Raw genomic sequence first — 17,418 nt, 5'->3', positions numbered from 1 at the left:
CGTCGGACGCTCCGGCGGGGCAAAGCGCACTCAGGCTGCGCTTTGGGAGATTTGCTGCGCGTCGCGCGTGGAGGTGACGACGTGGTCCACAATGCCGTAGGCCTTGGCCTCCTCGGCGCTCATGTAGTAGTCGCGGTCCGAATCCTTCTCCACCTGCTCCGGGGTCTTGCCGGTGTGCTTGGCGATGACGTTGTTGAGGGTCTGGCGCCAGCGGATGATTTCCCGGGCCTGGATGGCAATGTCGGCCGCTTGGCCGCCCGCGCCGCCCGAGGGCTGGTGGATCATCACGCGGCTGTTCGGGAGCGCGAAGCGCTTGCCCTTGGTGCCGGCGGCGAGGAGCACGGTGCTCATGCTGGCAGCCATGCCCACGCAGTAGGTGACAATGTCGCACTGGAGGAAATTCATCGTGTCGTAGATGGCCATGCCACCGGTCACGACGCCGCCGGGCGAGTTGATGTAAACGTGGATGTCCTTCTTCGGGTCCTCCATCTGGAGGAACAGCATCTGCGCGATCACCACGTTGGCCACGCCGTCGTCAATGGGCGTGCCGATGAAGATGATGCGGTCCTTGAGGAGGCGGCTGTAAATGTCCATCGACCGCTCGCCGCGGCCGGTATTCTCAAGGACGATGGGTACGTAGTAGCTCATGCTTTGTTGGTGACCGTCTTGACGTTAGCCTTGGAGACGAGGAAATCAAGGGCCTTGTCGAACGTGAGCTGCTGCTGCACGGCGCGAACCTGGTCGCGATCCTTGCCGAGGTCCTTCACGAGCTTGTCGGGACGCTGGCCGCTGCGCATGGCCTCGCGCATGATCCAGTTGTTGAAGTCCTTTTCGTCCACCTGGATCTTCTCGGCCTCGGCGATCTTCGCGAGGATGAGCTGGATCTTCACGCGGGTGGAGGCGGCCTTGGAGGCGTTCTCGAAGAGTTCCTTCTTGTTCTCCTCGATCTTCTCCTGCGGGATGCCGTTGCGGAGGTTCTCCTCGATGAACTGGCGGAGCAGCGCGTCGCGCTCGGAGGCCACGAGGCTGTCCGGCACGGGGAAGTTCGCCTTGGCGGCGAGCGCCTCGGTGATCTGGCGGCGCTGGGCGCCGCGGTTGGCGTAGTCCTTGCGCGCAGTCAGGTTGCCGCGTACCTGGGCCTTGAGACCGTCGAGGTTCTCAACCTGGTGGGACTTGAAGAATGCCTCGTCGAGCGGAGCGAGCACGCGCTCGCGGATTTCCTGCACCTCGATCGCGTAGGCGACGGTCTTGCCGGCCAGCGCGGGCACGGCGGAGAACTCGGCCGGGAAGGCCACGTCGATGCTCTTCTTGTCGCCGGCCTTGAGGCCCGAGATCTGCTTGGCGACACCGGGCAACAGCCCCTCGTTGGCGCCCTCGACCTCTTCCCAAGTCTGGGGAGCGGCGGCGTAGATTTTCTTATCGCCGACGACCTCATCGAGCGGCTTGCCGTCGAGCGTGCCGGTGTAACCGAAGCGGACGTAGTCGCCCTTGGCGGCAGGACGCTCGGCAACCTTGAAGTCGGCGCGTTCGCCGCGGAGTCCCTCGATCACGGCGTCGACCTCGGCGTCGGTGGGCTCGGTGGATTCGATCTGCGTCTCGATGCCGGTGTATTCGGGCAGCTGGAATTCCGGGCGGATGTCCACGGTCAGCTTGATGGCGGCGGAAAGCTCGGGCTCGATCTGGCCCTCCTCGACATCGACCAGCGAAAGCACCTCGAGTTTCGACTGCTCCAAGCCCTCGCGGTAGGCTTTGCCGATGACCTTGTTCTTGAACTCGTCCTTCAACTCCTTGCCGAAGCGCTTGGCAACCATGGCGGCCGGGGCCTTGCCGGGGCGGAAGCCGGGCAGGCTGACTTGGCGGGTATATTCGCCGAGCAGGCTGGTGTATTCGCCTTGCACCTCACCCTTGTCGAGGGTGACGGTCAGCGTTTTGCGGGTCTCGTTGATGTCGGTGATTTGAACGTTCACGGTGTAAAATTCAGGGAGGTTTCTTCAGCGAAAAGAGGCCGAAGTAACTAGCCCCGCCTGACCCGGTCAAGGCCTCTTTCGACACGGTGGCGTCCTAATTTGAGGGCTTTTTGCCGTCTGGCTCGCATCAGGCGCAATCCGCCTTTGATTTTCGTCCGCCCCCCACCCAAGCTGCCCCCATGTCCTGCCTCGCCCAACTCCTTGCCGCCCACGGGAGTATCCTCGTGTTCGACGCGGCGTCGCAGCGGGTGCAGATCGGGCTGCTGCGGACCGGGCAATCCCCGCTCTGGGAGCACACCGCCGACGAGGCCGGACGCGGGCTGTTCCGCGGCACAGAAACAGTCCTGGCAAGGGCCGGCGCCAGTCTCGGCGATATCGCAGCCTTTGCCTATTGCGAAGGCCCGGGCTCGATGCTCGGCACCCGCACCATCGCCATGGCCCTGCGCACCTGGCTGGTGCTCAAGCCGCGCCCGGTGTTCGCCTATCAGAGCCTGGCGCTCGCCGGCTGCGCCGAGTGGCGCCGCGCCCCCCGCCGCCTCGCGGTCATCGCCGACGCCCGGCGCGAAAGCTGGCATGTGCAGCCCGTGGCGGCCGATGGCCGGCTGGGAACCGCAGCACGCCTCCCCACCCATGAACTCCCGGCCGGCGAACTCCTGATGCCGGCCGGTTTCCGCGTGTGGTCCAAGCCACCCGCCCAGCTCGGTTCGTGCGATTACGATCTCGCGGCACTGACGACGGCCTCAGGCGACGCCGATCTGTTTCGTCCCATCGAAACACCCGACGCCCTGCAACACGAGGCGCCCGACTACAAGAAGTGGACCGCGCAACCGCACAGCGCCGCCACCCTCGCCGCCCGCACATGAGCATTTCCGCCCAACTGCCGCGCCGTTGCTGGGTCGAGATCGACCTCGCCGCGCTGGAGCGCAACCTGAAGCTCATCCGCGCCACGCTGCCACCGCGCATCAAATTTGTGGCCGTGGTGAAGGCCGACGCCTACGGTCACGGCCTGCCGCAGGTGGCCGCGCGCCTGATGCACGCGGGGGCTGATCTTTTCGCCGTGGCCAACATCGCCGAGGCCATGACCATCCGCGAACTCAGCACCGACTGGCCCGTGCTGCTGCTCAGTCCGGTTCTGCCCGACGAAGATCGCTACCTCGCCGACTATGATCTCGCCGCCACCGTTTCCTCGGCTGAAGAGATCCGGCGTTTTGACGCCGTGGGCCGCGCCGCCGGCCAGCCCATCACCGTGCACCTGAAAATCGATACCGGCATGGGGCGGCTGGGCGTTTGGCACACGGGGGCCCGGGCGCTTTACGACGCGATCCGCGCCGCGCCGGGTTTGCGACTGGCGGGTGTGTTCACGCATTTCTCCAGCGCTGACGAGGACCCGGCGTTCACCGCGGAGCAGCGGCAAATTTTCCTGCGGGCGTTGGAAGGCATGGACCCGACCGGCCTGCTGATCCACGCCGACAACAGCGCCGGCCTTGAAACCACGCCCGGAGATGGCGTCTTCAACGCCGTGCGGGTCGGTCTCCTCCAGTTCGGCATCCTGCCCCACCCGCACTCGATGCTGGCGCGAGTTCATGCTGAGCCGGTGTTCAGTTTCCATACTCGGGTCGGCCTGGTGAAAGAACTTCCCGCCGGCACGAGTGTGAGCTACGGCCGCACCTCACAACTTAAGCGCGACTCCCGCGTCGCCGTGCTGACGGCCGGCTACGGCGACGGCATTGCCCGTTCCAGCAGCGGTCGCGCCCAGGTGCTCATCAACGGCCGGCGCTGCCCCGCCCTCGGACGCGTGACGATGGACCAGACGATCGTGGATATCACCGACGTGCCTGGCGAAGTGCGCTGCGGCGACTCGGTCGTATTGGTGGGCCGTCAGGGCGGCGTCGAAATCTCCATTCAGGAGTTCAGCAACTGGGCCGACACGATCGCATGGGAAACGCTGTGCTCGGTCACCAAGCGCGTGCCGCGGCATTACCGCAACGCGAGCGGAGTGTGAGGGATGATTGTAGCCGCACTAGAGCTCTGGGCGAATGCGTGGCCGCAAACTGACCACGCTGTCCCCCGCAGACGCGGGATCCGACGCGGCTACGTCACTCAAACCGCCGGCTTGCCGATGCCGGAGGCGGTGAAGCCGATCTGGCGAAGGGCCGCAAGATTCACGATGTTGCGACCGTCGAAGAGGAAGGCCGGCTTGGGCATCCCGGCGTAGATCTTCGCGTAGTCGAGGGTCTTGAACTCGTCCCACTCGGTCACGATCGCGATGGCGTGCGCACCGGCGCAGGCCTCGTAGGCGTCCTTGGCGATGGAGAGGCGCGCGTTCTCCACCCCCTTGCCCAGCACATCCACCTTGATCTCGTCGGCCGGGACCTTGGGGTCATAGACGCACACTTTCGCGTGCTCGGAAAGCAGGTCGCGGCAGACGTTGATCGCGGCGGATTCGCGCGTGTCGTTGGTGTCCTTCTTGAAGGCAAAGCCCAGCACGGCGATTTTTTTGTCAGCGACGGTGTTGAAGAGCGCCTTGACGATGCGGGCGGCAAAGCGGCTCTTCTGCCAGTCGTTGAGGCCGACGACGCTGTTCCAGTAAGCGGCGACCTCGGGCAGGCCGAAACTCTCGCAGAGATAGGTCAGGTTGAGAATGTCCTTCTGAAAACAAGAACCGCCGAAGCCGACGGACGCCTTGAGGAATTTCGGGCCGATGCGGCTGTCCTTGCCGATGGCGTTGGCCACTTCGTCCACGTCGGCACCGGTCGCATCGCAAAGGGCGGAGATCGAGTTGATCGAGGAGATGCGCTGCGCGAGAAAGGCGTTGGCCACGAGCTTGGAGAGCTCGGACGACCACAGGTTGGTCGTGATGATGCGATCGCGCGGAACCCAGCGGGCATAGACACTGGCGAGGGCCTCGATGGCCTTCTCCCCGCCGGGAGTGCGTTCACCGCCGATGAGCACGCGGTCGGGCGCCGTGAGATCCTGGATCGCAGTGCCCTCGGCGAGGAACTCAGGGTTGGAAAGCACCTCGAACTTATGGCCCTTCGAATTGGAGGCGACGATCGCCTTGATCGCATCGGCGGTCTTCACCGGTATGGTGGACTTCTCGACGATGATCTTCCCGCTTTCGGCGTGCTCGGCGATGGTGCGGGCGACCGACTCGATGTAACGCAGATCAGCGGCCCGGCCGGCACCGACACCGTAGGTCTTGGTGGGTGTGTTTACGGCCACGAAGATGATGTCTGATTTCTTGATCTGACCGGCCACGTCGGTGGAGAAGAACAGGTTGCGGCCGCGAGCCTGTTTCACGACGTCATCCAGCCCCGGCTCGAAGATCGGCAGCTTGTCGCTGTTCCAGGCCGCGATGCGGCCGGCGTTCATGTCCACCACCGTCACGGTGATATCGGGACACTTGAGGGCGATCATGGCCATGGTGGGGCCACCTACATAACCGGCGCCGATGCAGCAGATGTTCATAAATAAAAAGAAGCCGGCATGGTGCCGGCCTCTCGGGAAAAACCAAGGAGATTTAAAGTTAGGCCGGGCTGGGAGCCGGCGCGCCGGCCGGACCATCGGAGGCCTCCGACGTGGACTTGCCGGCCGGTTTGGCCGAATCGGCGGGCGGCAACTTGGGTGGCTTCACGGCAACGACGGGCGACTTGATTTCACCATGCTTGATGATCTCGGTTACATGAACGCCTTCGATGGTTTCGTGCTCGAGCAGCGCCGCGGCAACCTTGTCGAGCGCCGCGCGGTGGCCGGTCAGGATCTCAGAGGCCCGTTTGTATTGTCCCGTGATGATTTCGGTGACCGCCGCATCGACGCGACGCGCGGTTTCCTCGCTGATATGCTGGGAGCGGGTGATGTCGCGGCCGAGAAACACCGTGTCCTGGTTGTCGCCCATCGAGATCGGACCCAACTCGCTCATGCCCAGGTCGCACACCATCATGCGGGCGATCTTCGTCGCCTGCTTGATGTCGCCCGACGCGCCGTCACTGATGTCGCCGGTGACAAACTCTTCCGCGATGCGGCCGGCCATGGCCGTGCAGATGCGATCCAGATACTGTTTCTTGGTTCGACCCAAAATATCCTTGGTCGGAATGTAGGTGGTGCTGCCGAGGCTCTGGCCACGGGGAATGATCGTGACCTTGTGGACGGGTACCGTGCCGTCGTCGAGAACCGCGCCCACGATGGCATGGCCGGCCTCGTGCCAGGCCAGCGCCTGCTTCTCCTTGTCATCCATGACGCGACGGCGCTCGCGGCCCCAGAGAATCTTGTCCCGCGCCTCGTCGATGTCGGACATGTCCACCTTCTTCTTGTTACGGCGGGCCGCCAGCAGCGCGGCTTCATTGAGCAGGTTGGCGAGTTCGGCACCGGACAGGCCGGGCGTGCCGCGCGCGATCACCGCGAGTTCAACATTGTCGGACAGGGCAATCTTGCGCGCATGGACCCGGAGAATCTGTTCCCGCCCCACAATGTCGGGCAGGTCGATGGTGACCTGGCGGTCAAACCGGCCCGGACGCAGCAATGCGCTGTCGAGCACGTCGGGACGGTTGGTGGCGGCGATGATGATGACGCCCTCCTGGGTGTCGAAACCGTCCATCTCAACGAGGAGCGAATTGAGCGTCTGCTCGCGTTCGTCGTTGCCACCGCCGAGACCAGCGCCGCGCTGCCGGCCGACGGCATCGATTTCATCGATGAAGATCAGGCAGGGCGCGTTCTTGCGCCCCTGCTCGAACATGTCGCGGACGCGGCTCGCTCCGACGCCGACAAACATCTCGACGAAGTCGGAACCGCTGATCGAGAAGAACGGCACGTCGGCCTCGCCGGCGATGGCCTTGGCGAGGAGCGTCTTGCCGGTGCCCGGGGGACCGACCATGAGGATGCCCTTCGGAATGCGGCCGCCGATCTTCTGAAATTTCTTCGGATCCTTGAGGAACTCGACGACCTCGCCGACCTCTTCCTTGGCCTCGTCGCAACCGGCGACATCGGCGAAGGTGATGCGGTCCTTGTCCCGGGTGAGCATCTTGGCGCGGCTCTTGCCAAAGCTGAGCGCACCCTTGCCGGCGCTCTTGAGCTGCCGGACGAAGAGGAAATAAAGCAGACCGATGACCAGGATGAAGGGCAGGATGTTGTAGAGCAGCTGGGTCATGGCGGTGGTGGCGGGCTTGGCCACGATCACCTTGGTCTTCTGGAGCTTTTCGTAGCTGCTGTCGGTCACACGGTCCGACATCGTGAAGGCCTTGGTCTCCAAACCCGCGGCGTTGCGGAGGATGGGCTCGGTGGTTTCACCGGACATCACATGCCAGTCTTTGCCCCCCGTCGAGTCGCTGCGGATGTTGCCCTTGGCGATCTTGCCCTGCTCGGCCAGTTCCAGGACTTCCTGCACATTCAGCACGGCCGGTTGCGGAGACTTCGCGGGGTTCAGCAGGAAAAGGGCGACAATCGCACCGATGATCAGCACCCAGATCAGGCCGGTCTTGAGGGGGAAGCCGTCCGGCGGGATGCTTTTGAGGGGGCGGCGCTTCTTGTTGTTTTCGTTATCGGACATGAGAGGTTAGAGTATCGGGCAACGTGGAGGTTCCTGTAGGATAAGTCAACCGACGCGGCACTCGAAACTTTTATCGAAATCGGAACGGAACCTATCCCCTTTTCAACGCCAGTCGCCCCTGCCTGATGACGGCGAAATCCGTGCGCCCCAGACTGAAACGCGTGGGCGCGCCCTTCTCGACCGCCGCCAGCAGCATTTCGAAACCCTGACGGGAAAGATCGGTCGCAGGCCGCACCGCCAGCAGCCACCGGTGCAACGCACGGCGCACCACGGCACGGGGCAGCCCGCGCAACGCCGTCACATCCAGCACGCCTCGGCGCAGGCAGGCGATTTGATCGACCCAGGCCTCAAGCGCGGTCTCATCTTCCTCCAGCAGCTCGCGCGAACGGGCAGCCCCCGCGACCGCATCTCGTCCGGCGGCCTTCAGCCAGGCCGGCAGCACGGAGCGCCGCACCCGGTTGCGGAAATGATCGTCACGCTGGTTCGATGCGTCCTCGCGCCACACCGCACCGGCTTTGCGCAACGCCTTTTCAATTTCGGATTTCTTCAGGGTGAGCATCGGGCGCAGGTGGATGCGTCCGTCCGACATTTCCTGCACCGGTCGCGGTGCCGCCAGCCCCCCCGCCCCGCTGCCACGGGCCAGACGCATGAGCATGGTTTCGGCGATGTCGTCCTGCTGGTGCGCCAGCCACAGCAGGCGCAGATTCCGGCGTTTCATTTCCCGGGCAAAAAAGGCCTGCCGCGCGGCTCGCGCCTCGGCCTCGCTGGCGCCCTTGCGGGCACCACTCCAGCGCCCCACGACGCAAGCCACGCCGAGCGCGCGGCAGACCTGCCGGCAAAAACGCGCGTCCGCCGTGGAGGCGGCACCGCGCAACCGGTGGTCAAAGTGCAACACCACAAAGTCCCGGCCCCAACGGCCCCGTCCCTCCGCCCAGAAAATCAGCAACAGCGCGAGCGAGTCCGCTCCGCCCGAGAAAGCCAGCGCCCAGCGCGATGGTTTCCCGCCCCGCCGCGACTCCTTTTGATGCTCGGCCAGAGACCGAAGCATCGGCACCGGGTGCAGGTCGCCGTGGTCGATCTCCTGCACGAACGCCGCAGCGACTGCAGGCCAGCTGGTGCGGAGGTGTCGCTTGGTGCTCACGGTGGCCCTTGGTGGAGGGCCCGTCTCCTGACGGGCCGCGGCCCAGCGGGAGCGGGGCCCTCCATTACTTGAAGCTGAGATATTCCTTACCGAAATAAGGCACAAGCGCGGCGGGCAGCTTCACCCGGCCGTCGGCCTGCAGGTTGTTTTCGAGCAAGGCGGCCAGCACGCGGGGCACGGCGAGGCCGGAGCCGTTGAGCGTGTGCACGAGTTCGGGCTTGCCGGTTTCCTTGTTGCGGAAACGGATCTGTGCGCGCCGCGCCTGGAAGGACTCGAAGTTCGAGCAGCTCGATACCTCCAGCCAGCGCTTCTGTCCCGCGGCCCACACCTCGAGGTCGTATTTCTTCGACTGGGAAAAGCCGAGGTCGCCGCCGCACATCAGCAGCACGCGGTAAGGCAGCTCCAGCTTCTGCAGCAGGCGCTCGGCATCGGCGCGGAGCGCTTCGAGCTCGTCGTAGCTCGACGACGGATGAACCCATTTGAGCAGCTCGACCTTGTCGAACTGGTGCAGACGGTTCAACCCGCGCACATCCTTGCCGTAGCTGCCGGCCTCGCGGCGGAAGCAGGGCGTGTAGGCGCAGCGCTTGATCGGCAGCGCGTCCTGCTCGACGATCTCGTCGCGGAAGAAATTGGTGAGCGGCACCTCGGCGGTCGGCACCGCGTAGAGCTTGTCCGCCGTCTCATACATCTGCCCCTCCTTGTCGGGGAGCTGGCCGGTGGCCGTGGCACTGGCGGCGTTGACGAAGATCGGCGGCGCCACCTCGGTGTAGCCGGCCTTCACATCCTCATCGAGGAAGAACTGGAGCAGCGCGCGCACGATCCTCGCGCCGTCGCCGACGTAGAACGGAAAGCCCGCGCCGGTCACCTTTGCGCCGCGGCCGAAGTCGATGAGACTGTTGAAGCCCGCAATCTCCCAATGAGGCATCGCCTGGCTGGAAACGGCCTCGACCGAGCCGTGAGTGGCGTGGACGACATTCTGCTCGGGCGTCTTGCCGTCCGGCACACTCGCGTGCGGGATGTTCGGCAGCGAGAGCATGGCGGCGTGCAGCCTCTCATCGAGCGGCTTCATCGCCTCCTCGGCCGCCTTCACCTGGGCGGACACACCCTTCATCTCGGTCACCTTGGCGATGAACTCCGGCGATCCTTTCTTGAGCGCGGCCATCTCGTTGTTCGCGGCCTTCTGCTTGCCCCGCAGCGCCTCGACCTCGGCCAGCTGCCGGCGCCACTCATTGTCCAGCGCCAGGACGGCGTCGAGATCGACGTCGAGGTGCTTGCGGGCGATGGCGGCGCGGACGGTGGCGGGAGAATCGCGAAGGAGCTTGGGATCGAGCATGGGAGGAGGCATTCAACGCGGAACGTCCCGGTTGAACAGGCTAAATTTCTCCGACCGGGCCACCCGGCGTCAGCTGACGTGCGCCATCGCCGCCTTGGCCTGGCTGCGCTGCAGCGAGGCCTCGATGCGGTTGAAGAGGTAATATACTTCCTTCGCCGAGAGATTCGCCAGATCGCCCACCGGCGCCTGGATGGCGTAGTTGGTCGGACTCTTGACCGGGTAAGGTCCGAAGCGGCGCGGATCGGTCGGCCCGAACAAGCCGATGGTCTTCAGCCCCATCGCGGCGGAAAGATGCATCGGGCCGCTGTCGTTGGAGATCACCCAGTCAGCTTTCGCGAGCAATGCCGGCAGCGAGGTCAGGCTGGTGTTGCCGGTGAGGTTGACAAAGGCGCCCTCGGGAAACGACTCCTTGCACGGCAGATAATGGCTGCCCGCCCAGACGACCTTGCGGCCGCCCTCGCGAATCAGCATCGCGGTGAGCTGGCTGAAGCCATTCCACTTCTTGCTGTGCTGGCCGCTGTCGGGGAAGATCAGGATCGGGCGCTGCCCTTTCCGCGGATCCATGAAGCTCAGGTTGAGCCGCTCAAGGTCGCGGAAATGTAACGGGCCGGTCAACCGGGGCTCGGCGCCGGCCACGGTGCAAAACTGGAGCATGATATCCAACAGGTGCGCCTGCCGGCCTTCGGCGGGCAGCGGCGAACGTTGCTGGTAGAAAAAGCCCGAGCCTTCGCGCGAGTCCGTGCGCCCGACCTTGCGGAGGCCGCGCGCCCATTTGGTCATGAGGCCGGTGCGCAGCAGGCCTTGGAAGTCACACACGAGGTCGAACTCGTGCTTTCGCACCTCGCGCATCATCCGGAGGAAACCGCGGGCGCCCTCGTAGCGCTGGAAAACAAATACCCGGTCCACGGCCGACGACGAGCGCACCAGGGGGGCGAAGATATCGCGCACGATCCAGGAAATGCGCCATTCCGGCTTCTGCGCCTTGATCGATGCCGCCACCTGCAACCCGTGCGCGATGTCGCGCAGCGGCGAGGTCATGATGATGAGCATTTCCGGCATGGTGTCTCGGTTGACCGCGTGGTCCGCGCGGCGTTCCTAAGAAGAAAGAGTAACTCTTCGCGCCAGAAGGCAAACGCGAAGACGCTGGAAACGGCACAGTTACACGTTTTTTGCGCCGGACCGACTGCGTATTTCTACGCAGATGCTCCCTGCCTTAGCGCCAGTGCTCGGCGACCCAGGGCGTGGGGCGCACATGACGGTAGAGGTTCTTGCTCTTGCCGACGACGGCCTCCGGCGGGTTTGGATTGCCGTGGAAGACCACGATCTTGGCGCCCTCGGGCAGGCGGGGCGTCAGGAAAAGGTTGAGCGGAAACGTGGCCAGACAGCTGTGTTTGAAGCTTACGCACCACTCCTCCGGCCAGTAAGTCACGAGTCCCTTCCGGTTCATTTGCCGGGTGAGGTATTCCTGCTCGTTACGCACCTCGGCTTTCACCTGGTCGATGTGCTTCAGGAAGAATTCCAGGATGTCCGGATGGGCCCCGGCCGTGAAACGGTAAACCGAGGAGTTGCCCGTCTTGTCGGGTTTGGCCCAGTCGCGGATAATGCAAAACTCACCCGGATGATCAAAGAAGCAGTCGATGCTGCCCGTGATCGCGATGTCGAGGTCCAGAAACAGCGTTGGTCCGGTCAGGTCGGAGAACGGGTTCTGAAACGTGGAAAGCTTGCGCCAGCCGCGCTCCTTGTCGGGCGGCAGGTCCATCGTCGGCAGCGGCTTGATCTCGACGCCCGGGACGATGCCCGTGCCGTCGTCGGTGAAGCAGATGAAGCGATGCGGCCGCTTCAGGTGGCGGTTGAGCATCGAACGCAGCGTGTTCACGTATTCAGGGCCGTATTTCGTGCCCCACTTCATGCAGATCACATTGACCATGGCGGCTGTGCCTAGCCGCTCGCCCGCCGGATTGACAGCGAGAAATCCTGCCGGCCATCCGCGGCTTGCCAAGCCCGGCGGGCTCCGCACACGCTGCGGCATGGTCTCCGCCTCCGAGATTGCCGCCCACCAGGCCGCGCTGACCGCGCGCTGGCACCAAACCGCCCCCGCCGCCACCGGCGAGGGCTTTGCGCGTCTGATCGAGGAAAATCACCTCCGCAACTTCTCCCTCTGGCACGAGGAGGACATCGCCCGCCGGGACGATCTCGGCTCCGAGCCGATCTACCGCGCCAAGCGCAACATCGACCGCTTCAACCAGGAGCGAAACAACTTTGCCGAGGAGATGGACAAGGCCCTTGTCGCCACACTCAAGCCCCGCGAGTCGGGCTGCCCGCGCAACTCCGAGACGCCCGGCATGATCATCGACCGCCTTTCCATCCTCGCGCTCAAGGAATACCACATGCACGAGGAAACCGTCCGACCCGAAGCCTCGGCCGAGCACCGCGCCAAGTGTGCCGAGAAGCTCGCCCGTATCCGCCGCCAGCGCGACGACCTCACCGCCTGCCTGGGCGAACTGCTCGCCGACGTGGCTGCCGGTCGCCGCACCTTCTCGGTCTATTTCCAGTTCAAGATGTATAACGACCCGGCGCTGAACCCCCAGCTCTACCGTCAGCCCGCCAAGGCATGAGTCGCGCCAGCGAGCAATCCCGCCTCTGGGCTCCCCAGCACTGGCCGATGTGGAGCGGCCTCGGCCTCTTCTGGCTCTGCGCGCGTTTCCTCACCTGGTCGGAGCGCCGCCGCCTAGCGCGGGGAATCGCTTGGATCATCTTCCATGTCGTCCGGCTGCGCCGCCGGGTCGTGCTGGTGAACCTCCGGCTGTGTTTTCCCGAAAAATCCGAGGAGCAAATCCGGGCACTGGCGTTCGCGCATTACGAGGCGCTGGCCTACGGACTCTTTGAAACCACCGCCGGCTGGTGGGAGCCGGTCGATCAGCTCCCCGCCCATCGCGTGGTCGGCGTCGAGCACCTGCAACGCGCCCTCGCCGCGGGCAAGGGCGTGGTCCTGCTGACCGCCCATTTCACCACACTCGAAATCTGCGGCGTGTACCTGACCGCCCGCATCCCCGTCGGCTGCCTTTACCGCGAGCCCAACAACCCGATCGTGGCCGTGCCCATGCGGCGGCACCGGGAGCGCGTCGCCTCCATCGCCGTCCACTTCGACGACCTCAAGGGCCTGATCCGCGCGCTCCGCTCCGGTCACGCGATCTGGTATGCGCCCGACCAGGGCAAGCGCACGCCCGGCTCGGAAATTCTCCATTTCTTCGGCGTGCCCGCCATCACCAACACCGCCACGGCCAAGATCGCCAAGATGACCGGCGCGGCCGTGGTCCCCTACTTCGCCCGCCGCGAGCCCGACGGTTCCTACACGCTCGTCATCCACCCGGCCCTGGAAAATTTCCCCACCGACGACCTGTCCGCCGACGCGGTGCGCATCAACCGGCTCATCGAGGACAACATCCGCCTCGCCCCCGAACAGTATTTCTGGGTCCACAAGCGCTTCAAGGCCCGCGGCGAGGGTTACCCCGAGGTTTACTGAGCATGCCCTGGCCCGATCTGCGTCCGCTGCGCATTTTGGTGATCCGCTACCGGTTCATCGGTGACACCGTCCTTGCCATCCCTACCCTGCGCAACCTGCGCGAGGCATTTCCAAACGCGATCATCGACGTCCTCAGCGAGCCCATCTCCGGCGACACGCTCGCTCACTGTCCCTACAAGAACGACCTGCTCTACTACGGACCGCGGCTGAAAGGTGAGCGCAAGCGCCAGGCCAAGTTCCCGACCGGCGCGCTTGGTGCCGCCCGCTTCCTCCGCGCCCGCGGCTACGACCGCTGCTACATCCTGCGCCGCTCCTTCTCCAGCGCCATCCTGCCGCTGCTGGCCGGCATTCCGCACCGCGTGGGCTTCGCGACCGACGGCCGCGGCTGGCTCCTCAACCGCAGTGCGCCCTACCCCGACAAGCACGAGGTCGAGTGCTTCCTCGACGTGCTGCGCGCCGACGGCATCCCGATCACGAGCACGCGCAACGAAAACTGGACCGATCCCGCCACCGACGCCCGCGTGGATGCACGCCTCGCCGACAACGGACGCTTCCGCGTCTTCGTCTGCGCCAAATCCGTGTTCGACTTGAAGGACTGGGCCCCGGAACGCTTCGCCGAGGTTCTCATGTGGCTGCTGCGTGAACAGAACTGCGAGGTGCACTTCTGCGACTCGCCCGGCAACGCCGGTTACTACGCGCAGATCCTCGCCGGCGTGCCCGCGGAGCTGCAGGCACACTGCCATGACTGGAGCCGCGATCTTTCCATCCGCGAAGCCGGTTCGCTCATGCGGCGCATGCAGCTGTGCCTTGGCATCGACACGGGCTTCATCCACATCGCCGCGTCGTTCCACGTTCCCGTGGTCGGCCTCTACGGACCGCTCGAGCCGTGGCGCTGGCATCCGTGGGACACCAAGCACACCATCGTGCGCCCGGCTGATGTCTCCGGCCCGCGGCCGCTCCTGCGCGTGACGGTGGCCGAGGTCCAAGCCGCGTTGGAGCCCTACCTGCCCAAATCATGAGCCCGAAGCCCCGCGTCATCCATTTCGTCACCGGTGGCGGCTCCGGCGCCACCAAGGTCGCGCTCGATGTTGCCTCTGGCCATCTTCGCTCCGGAAACTTTGAACCGCTCCTCGTCATGCGGCGGAAGAAAGTCCCGCTGCCCACCCCGATGCAGAAACAGATTGAGGCGACCGGTCTGCGCACGTCCTGGGTGGACGACTGGCCCAAGTGGACGACCCGCCGCCAGCTCGCCGCGCTCATCGCCGAGTTCAAACCGCAGGTCTTCGCCGCGCACGGCTTCAGCGAACACATCTGGGGCCGACAGGCGGCCTTCGCCGCCCAGGTGCCGGTGGTCGTGCACATCGAGCAGAACTGCGAACGCTACGCCTTCTGGCGCCTGTGGGCGGCGCGACCGCTGACCGCCCGCACCAGCGCCACCGTCTGTGTTTCCCAAGGCGTGGCCGACCACCTGCGCCCGCGCGGCCTGATCGGCCCGCGGCTCGAGATCATCCACAACGGCAGCGACCCGTCGCGCTACGCGGTGGGCGCCCCGCCGTTCGCAACGCGCAGCCAGGACATCATCATGGTGGCACGGTTCGCCCGGCAGAAAGACCAGCCCACGCTTATCCGGGCCGCCAAACGCCTCGCCGACACCGGCTGGACCGGCCGCTTGATATTGGGGGGCGACGGCAAGCCCTCGCACCGCCGCGCCTGCGAGAAGCTGGCCCAATCCCTGGGCATTGCCGGCCGCGTTGATTTTCTCGGACGCGTCTCCGACGCCGCTCCGCTTTACCACCGCTGCCGCGCCGCCGTGCTCTCCACGCACTACGAGGGCCTGCCGCTGGTGTTGATTGATTACATGACCGCCGGCTGCGCCGCCATCGGCAGCAACGCCCCGGGCGTGCCCGACATTATCCAGCACGGTCAAACCGGCTGGCTCTTCCCCACCGGCGACGATGCCGCGCTCGCCGAAACCCTGCGCCGGGTGCTCGCCGGCGGCCCGGAGATCGAGGCCGTCGCCGCGCGCGGCCAGGCAGAGGTTCCGGCACGTTTCTCCACCGGACTGATGATCGGTCGTTACGAAAATCTCTTCTCGGAGTTGCTGAAATCGTCCGGATCACCTTACTGACGCCCGTGCCGCTTCTCGACGTCCGCAATCTCCGCGTCAGCTTCCACACCCGCTCCGGCGTTTATCGCGCGGTCAACGATGTGAGCTTCAGCGTCGAGCGCGGCGAGATCCTCGGCATCGTCGGCGAGTCCGGCTCCGGCAAATCCGTCACCTGCTCCACCCTGCTCGGCCTGATCCCTCAGCCCCCCGGGCGGATCGAGGGCGGCACGGCCCACTTCGACGGCGTTGACCTGCTTCGTTGCCCGCCGGCCCAGTTGCGCGACATCCGTGGCAAACGGATCTCGATGATCTTCCAGGACCCGATGACCTCGCTGAATCCCTACCTGCGGATTTCCGAGCAGCTCATCGAACCGCTGCTGATCCATGGCACGGTGTCCAAGACGGAAGCCCTCGCCCGCGCCCGGGCCATGCTGGAGTCCGTCGGCATCCCCGACGCCGGCAAGCGCCTGCATTCCTACCCGCACGAATTCTCCGGCGGCATGCGCCAGCGCGTGATGATCGCCATGGCACTCATCACCAAGCCCGACCTGCTGATCGCCGACGAGCCCACCACCGCCCTCGATGTGACGGTGCAGGCGCAGATCCTCGAGCTGCTGAAAAAGCTCCAGGCCGAAACCGGCATGGCCGTGATTTTCATCACGCACGACCTCGCCGTCGTATCCGGACTCTGCCACCGCGTGCAGGTGATGTATGCCGGACGCATCGTCGAGACGGCGGACACGCGTTCCATCTTCGGCAACCCGCAGCATCCCTACACCAAGGCGCTCCAGCGTTGCATCCCCGCGCTCCAACCCAAGGGCCGCGCGCTCTATGCGATCCCGGGCATGCCGCCCGATCTGTCGAAACCGGTGGACGAGGCCGAGCTGTTGAAACGCTTCGAGCTGCCGCCCGAGGAACCGGTGCCTGCACCCAACGCCATCAAGCCTGCCGATGATGCGGAACCGATGATCCGGGTGGAGGCCATCAAGACCCATTTCCCGCTCACCTCCGGCTTCCTCATCAAAAAGCAGACCGGCCTCGTGAAGGCGGTGGACGAAGTCAGCTTCGCGGTGCGCCAGGGCGAGGTGCTTGGCCTGGTCGGCGAGTCCGGCAGCGGCAAGTCCACCATCGCCCGCACCATCATGCAGCTGATCCCGCCCACGGCCGGCACCGTGGTGCTCGGGGGCAAAAACCTCACCGCCGGCACGACCACCGAAGTCAAGGAAGCGCGCCGCCACCTCCAGATGGTTTTCCAGGATCCCTTCGCTTCGCTCAACCCGCGCCTCACCGTCTTTGCCACGCTGGCCGAACCGCTCAAGGTGCATGGCGTGGTGCCCGAGTCCGAGATTCCCGCCCGGGTCACGCGGCTCATGGAACAGGTAGGCCTCGCGCCGCGCTATTCGGGCAAATACCCGCATGAGTTCTCCGGCGGACAACGCCAGCGCATCGCCATCGCGCGCGCCCTCGCCCTTGAGCCGCAGGTCATCATCGCCGACGAACCCGTCTCAGCGCTCGATGTTTCGATTCAGGCACAGATTCTCAATCTGCTGGCCCGCCTCGTCCGCGAGATGAACCTCACGATGATTTTCATCGCTCACGATCTCTCCGTCGTGAAGCACATCTCCGACCGCATCGCCGTCATGTATCGCGGCAAGATCGTCGAAATTGGTTCCGCCACCGACGTGATGGAGCGCCCGCAGCATCCCTACACGAAGACGCTGATCAGCGCGATTCCGCGGATAGAGAATTGAGGTCTTAGTGCCTGAATTCCAGGCACCTGCCGGGATTGGACGGCAATTTTGAAT

The 17,418-nt window shown here is 65.1% G+C and carries 15 protein-coding genes; 7 read left to right on the top strand and 8 right to left on the bottom strand.

The window, feature by feature from the left end; genetic code table 11:
- Nucleotides 1-30: 30 nt before the first annotated feature.
- Both ESB00_RS09235 and tig read right to left on the bottom strand, forming a co-directional pair.
- Nucleotides 31-648 carry an ATP-dependent Clp protease proteolytic subunit gene (locus tag ESB00_RS09235; RefSeq protein ID WP_129047410.1) on the bottom strand — a complete coding sequence of 206 codons (618 nt, stop codon included), beginning with the start codon at nt 646-648 and terminating at the stop codon, nt 31-33.
- The gene (tig, locus tag ESB00_RS09230; RefSeq protein WP_129047409.1) at nt 645-1,967 is read right to left on the bottom strand and encodes a trigger factor; all 1,323 of its coding nucleotides are present in this window, start codon (nt 1,965-1,967) and stop codon (nt 645-647) included. Before tig ends, ESB00_RS09235 begins: the two co-directional genes overlap by 4 nt.
- Before the next feature lie 179 nt (nt 1,968-2,146).
- On the opposite strand from tig, the gene ESB00_RS09225 reads away from it, so the two are divergent.
- Entirely contained in the window at nt 2,147-2,830 is a 684-nt protein-coding gene (locus ESB00_RS09225) for a peptidase M22 (protein WP_129047408.1), read from the top strand.
- Complete coding sequence (alr, locus tag ESB00_RS09220) at nt 2,827-3,969, top strand: alanine racemase (protein ID WP_129047407.1); 1,143 nt, start codon at nt 2,827-2,829, stop codon at nt 3,967-3,969. Before ESB00_RS09225 ends, alr begins: the two co-directional genes overlap by 4 nt.
- A gap of 98 nt (nt 3,970-4,067) precedes the next feature.
- Here the strand turns inward: alr and ESB00_RS09215 are convergent, their stop codons facing one another.
- The 6 genes from ESB00_RS09215 to ESB00_RS09190 all read right to left on the bottom strand — a co-directional run bounded on the left by ESB00_RS09215 (nt 4,068) and on the right by ESB00_RS09190 (nt 11,910).
- Nucleotides 4,068-5,435, bottom strand: a complete 1,368-nt coding sequence (locus tag ESB00_RS09215) for a UDP-glucose 6-dehydrogenase (RefSeq protein WP_129047406.1) — start codon at nt 5,433-5,435, stop codon at nt 4,068-4,070.
- Between the two features lie 58 nt (nt 5,436-5,493).
- Nucleotides 5,494-7,509 (bottom strand): ATP-dependent zinc metalloprotease FtsH, encoded by a 2,016-nt coding sequence (gene ftsH, locus ESB00_RS09210; RefSeq protein ID WP_129047405.1) that lies wholly within the window; start codon nt 7,507-7,509, stop codon nt 5,494-5,496.
- Nucleotides 7,510-7,600: 91 nt separating this feature from the next.
- Nucleotides 7,601-8,596: a tRNA lysidine(34) synthetase TilS gene (gene tilS, locus ESB00_RS09205; RefSeq protein WP_129047404.1), complete on the bottom strand. Its 996-nt coding sequence runs from the start codon at nt 8,594-8,596 to the stop codon at nt 7,601-7,603.
- Nucleotides 8,597-8,714: 118 nt separating this feature from the next.
- On the bottom strand, nt 8,715-9,983 hold the full coding sequence (serS, locus tag ESB00_RS09200) for a serine--tRNA ligase (RefSeq protein WP_129048320.1): 1,269 nt from the start codon (nt 9,981-9,983) through the stop codon (nt 8,715-8,717).
- A 69-nt stretch (nt 9,984-10,052) separates the two neighbouring features.
- The gene (locus tag ESB00_RS09195) at nt 10,053-11,042 is read right to left on the bottom strand and encodes a glycosyltransferase family 9 protein (RefSeq protein ID WP_129047403.1); all 990 of its coding nucleotides are present in this window, start codon (nt 11,040-11,042) and stop codon (nt 10,053-10,055) included.
- Between the two features lie 154 nt (nt 11,043-11,196).
- On the bottom strand, nt 11,197-11,910 hold the full coding sequence (locus ESB00_RS09190; RefSeq protein ID WP_129047402.1) for a glycosyltransferase: 714 nt from the start codon (nt 11,908-11,910) through the stop codon (nt 11,197-11,199).
- Between the two features lie 100 nt (nt 11,911-12,010).
- Between ESB00_RS09190 and ESB00_RS09185 the strand changes: the two genes are divergently transcribed.
- Genes ESB00_RS09185 through ESB00_RS19980 form a run of 5 tightly spaced genes read left to right on the top strand, consistent with a single transcriptional unit; the run spans nt 12,011 to nt 17,364 of the window.
- A complete protein-coding gene (locus ESB00_RS09185; protein WP_129047401.1) occupies nt 12,011-12,598 on the top strand; it encodes a DUF4254 domain-containing protein in 588 nt (195 codons plus the stop codon).
- Nucleotides 12,595-13,506: an LpxL/LpxP family acyltransferase gene (locus ESB00_RS09180; RefSeq protein ID WP_129047400.1), complete on the top strand. Its 912-nt coding sequence runs from the start codon at nt 12,595-12,597 to the stop codon at nt 13,504-13,506. Before ESB00_RS09185 ends, ESB00_RS09180 begins: the two co-directional genes overlap by 4 nt.
- A 2-nt stretch (nt 13,507-13,508) precedes the next feature.
- Nucleotides 13,509-14,525, top strand: coding sequence for a glycosyltransferase family 9 protein (locus tag ESB00_RS09175; RefSeq protein WP_129047399.1), 1,017 nt, complete (start codon nt 13,509-13,511; stop codon nt 14,523-14,525).
- Nucleotides 14,522-15,634, top strand: a complete 1,113-nt coding sequence (locus ESB00_RS09170; protein ID WP_129047398.1) for a glycosyltransferase — start codon at nt 14,522-14,524, stop codon at nt 15,632-15,634. Before ESB00_RS09175 ends, ESB00_RS09170 begins: the two co-directional genes overlap by 4 nt.
- 5 nt (nt 15,635-15,639) lie before the next feature.
- Nucleotides 15,640-17,364: an ABC transporter ATP-binding protein gene (locus ESB00_RS19980; protein WP_129047397.1), complete on the top strand. Its 1,725-nt coding sequence runs from the start codon at nt 15,640-15,642 to the stop codon at nt 17,362-17,364.
- Nucleotides 17,365-17,418 lie beyond the last annotated feature (54 nt).

The sequence above is a fragment of the Oleiharenicola lentus genome (assembly GCF_004118375.1).
Classification (GTDB): domain Bacteria; phylum Verrucomicrobiota; class Verrucomicrobiia; order Opitutales; family Opitutaceae; genus Lacunisphaera; species Lacunisphaera lenta.
The sequence above is the reverse complement of the archived record's forward strand: the minus strand, read 5'-3'. Positions and strand labels throughout refer to the sequence as shown.

Excerpts from the sequence above, each read along its gene's own strand:
- ESB00_RS09235 (WP_129047410.1), bottom strand. The coding sequence starts at position 648 with ATGAGCTACTACGTACCCATCGTCCTTGAGAATACCGGCCGCGGCGAG.
- ESB00_RS09225 (WP_129047408.1), top strand. The coding sequence starts at position 2,147 with ATGTCCTGCCTCGCCCAACTCCTTGCCGCCCACGGGAGTATCCTCGTG.
- alr (WP_129047407.1), top strand. The coding sequence starts at position 2,827 with ATGAGCATTTCCGCCCAACTGCCGCGCCGTTGCTGGGTCGAGATCGAC.
- ESB00_RS09215 (WP_129047406.1), bottom strand. The coding sequence starts at position 5,435 with ATGAACATCTGCTGCATCGGCGCCGGTTATGTAGGTGGCCCCACCATG.
- ftsH (WP_129047405.1), bottom strand. The coding sequence starts at position 7,509 with ATGTCCGATAACGAAAACAACAAGAAGCGCCGCCCCCTCAAAAGCATC.
- serS (WP_129048320.1), bottom strand. The coding sequence starts at position 9,983 with ATGCTCGATCCCAAGCTCCTTCGCGATTCTCCCGCCACCGTCCGCGCC.
- ESB00_RS09195 (WP_129047403.1), bottom strand. The coding sequence starts at position 11,042 with ATGCCGGAAATGCTCATCATCATGACCTCGCCGCTGCGCGACATCGCG.
- ESB00_RS09190 (WP_129047402.1), bottom strand. The coding sequence starts at position 11,910 with ATGGTCAATGTGATCTGCATGAAGTGGGGCACGAAATACGGCCCTGAA.
- ESB00_RS09185 (WP_129047401.1), top strand. The coding sequence starts at position 12,011 with ATGGTCTCCGCCTCCGAGATTGCCGCCCACCAGGCCGCGCTGACCGCG.
- ESB00_RS09180 (WP_129047400.1), top strand. The coding sequence starts at position 12,595 with ATGAGTCGCGCCAGCGAGCAATCCCGCCTCTGGGCTCCCCAGCACTGG.
- ESB00_RS09175 (WP_129047399.1), top strand. The coding sequence starts at position 13,509 with ATGCCCTGGCCCGATCTGCGTCCGCTGCGCATTTTGGTGATCCGCTAC.
- ESB00_RS09170 (WP_129047398.1), top strand. The coding sequence starts at position 14,522 with ATGAGCCCGAAGCCCCGCGTCATCCATTTCGTCACCGGTGGCGGCTCC.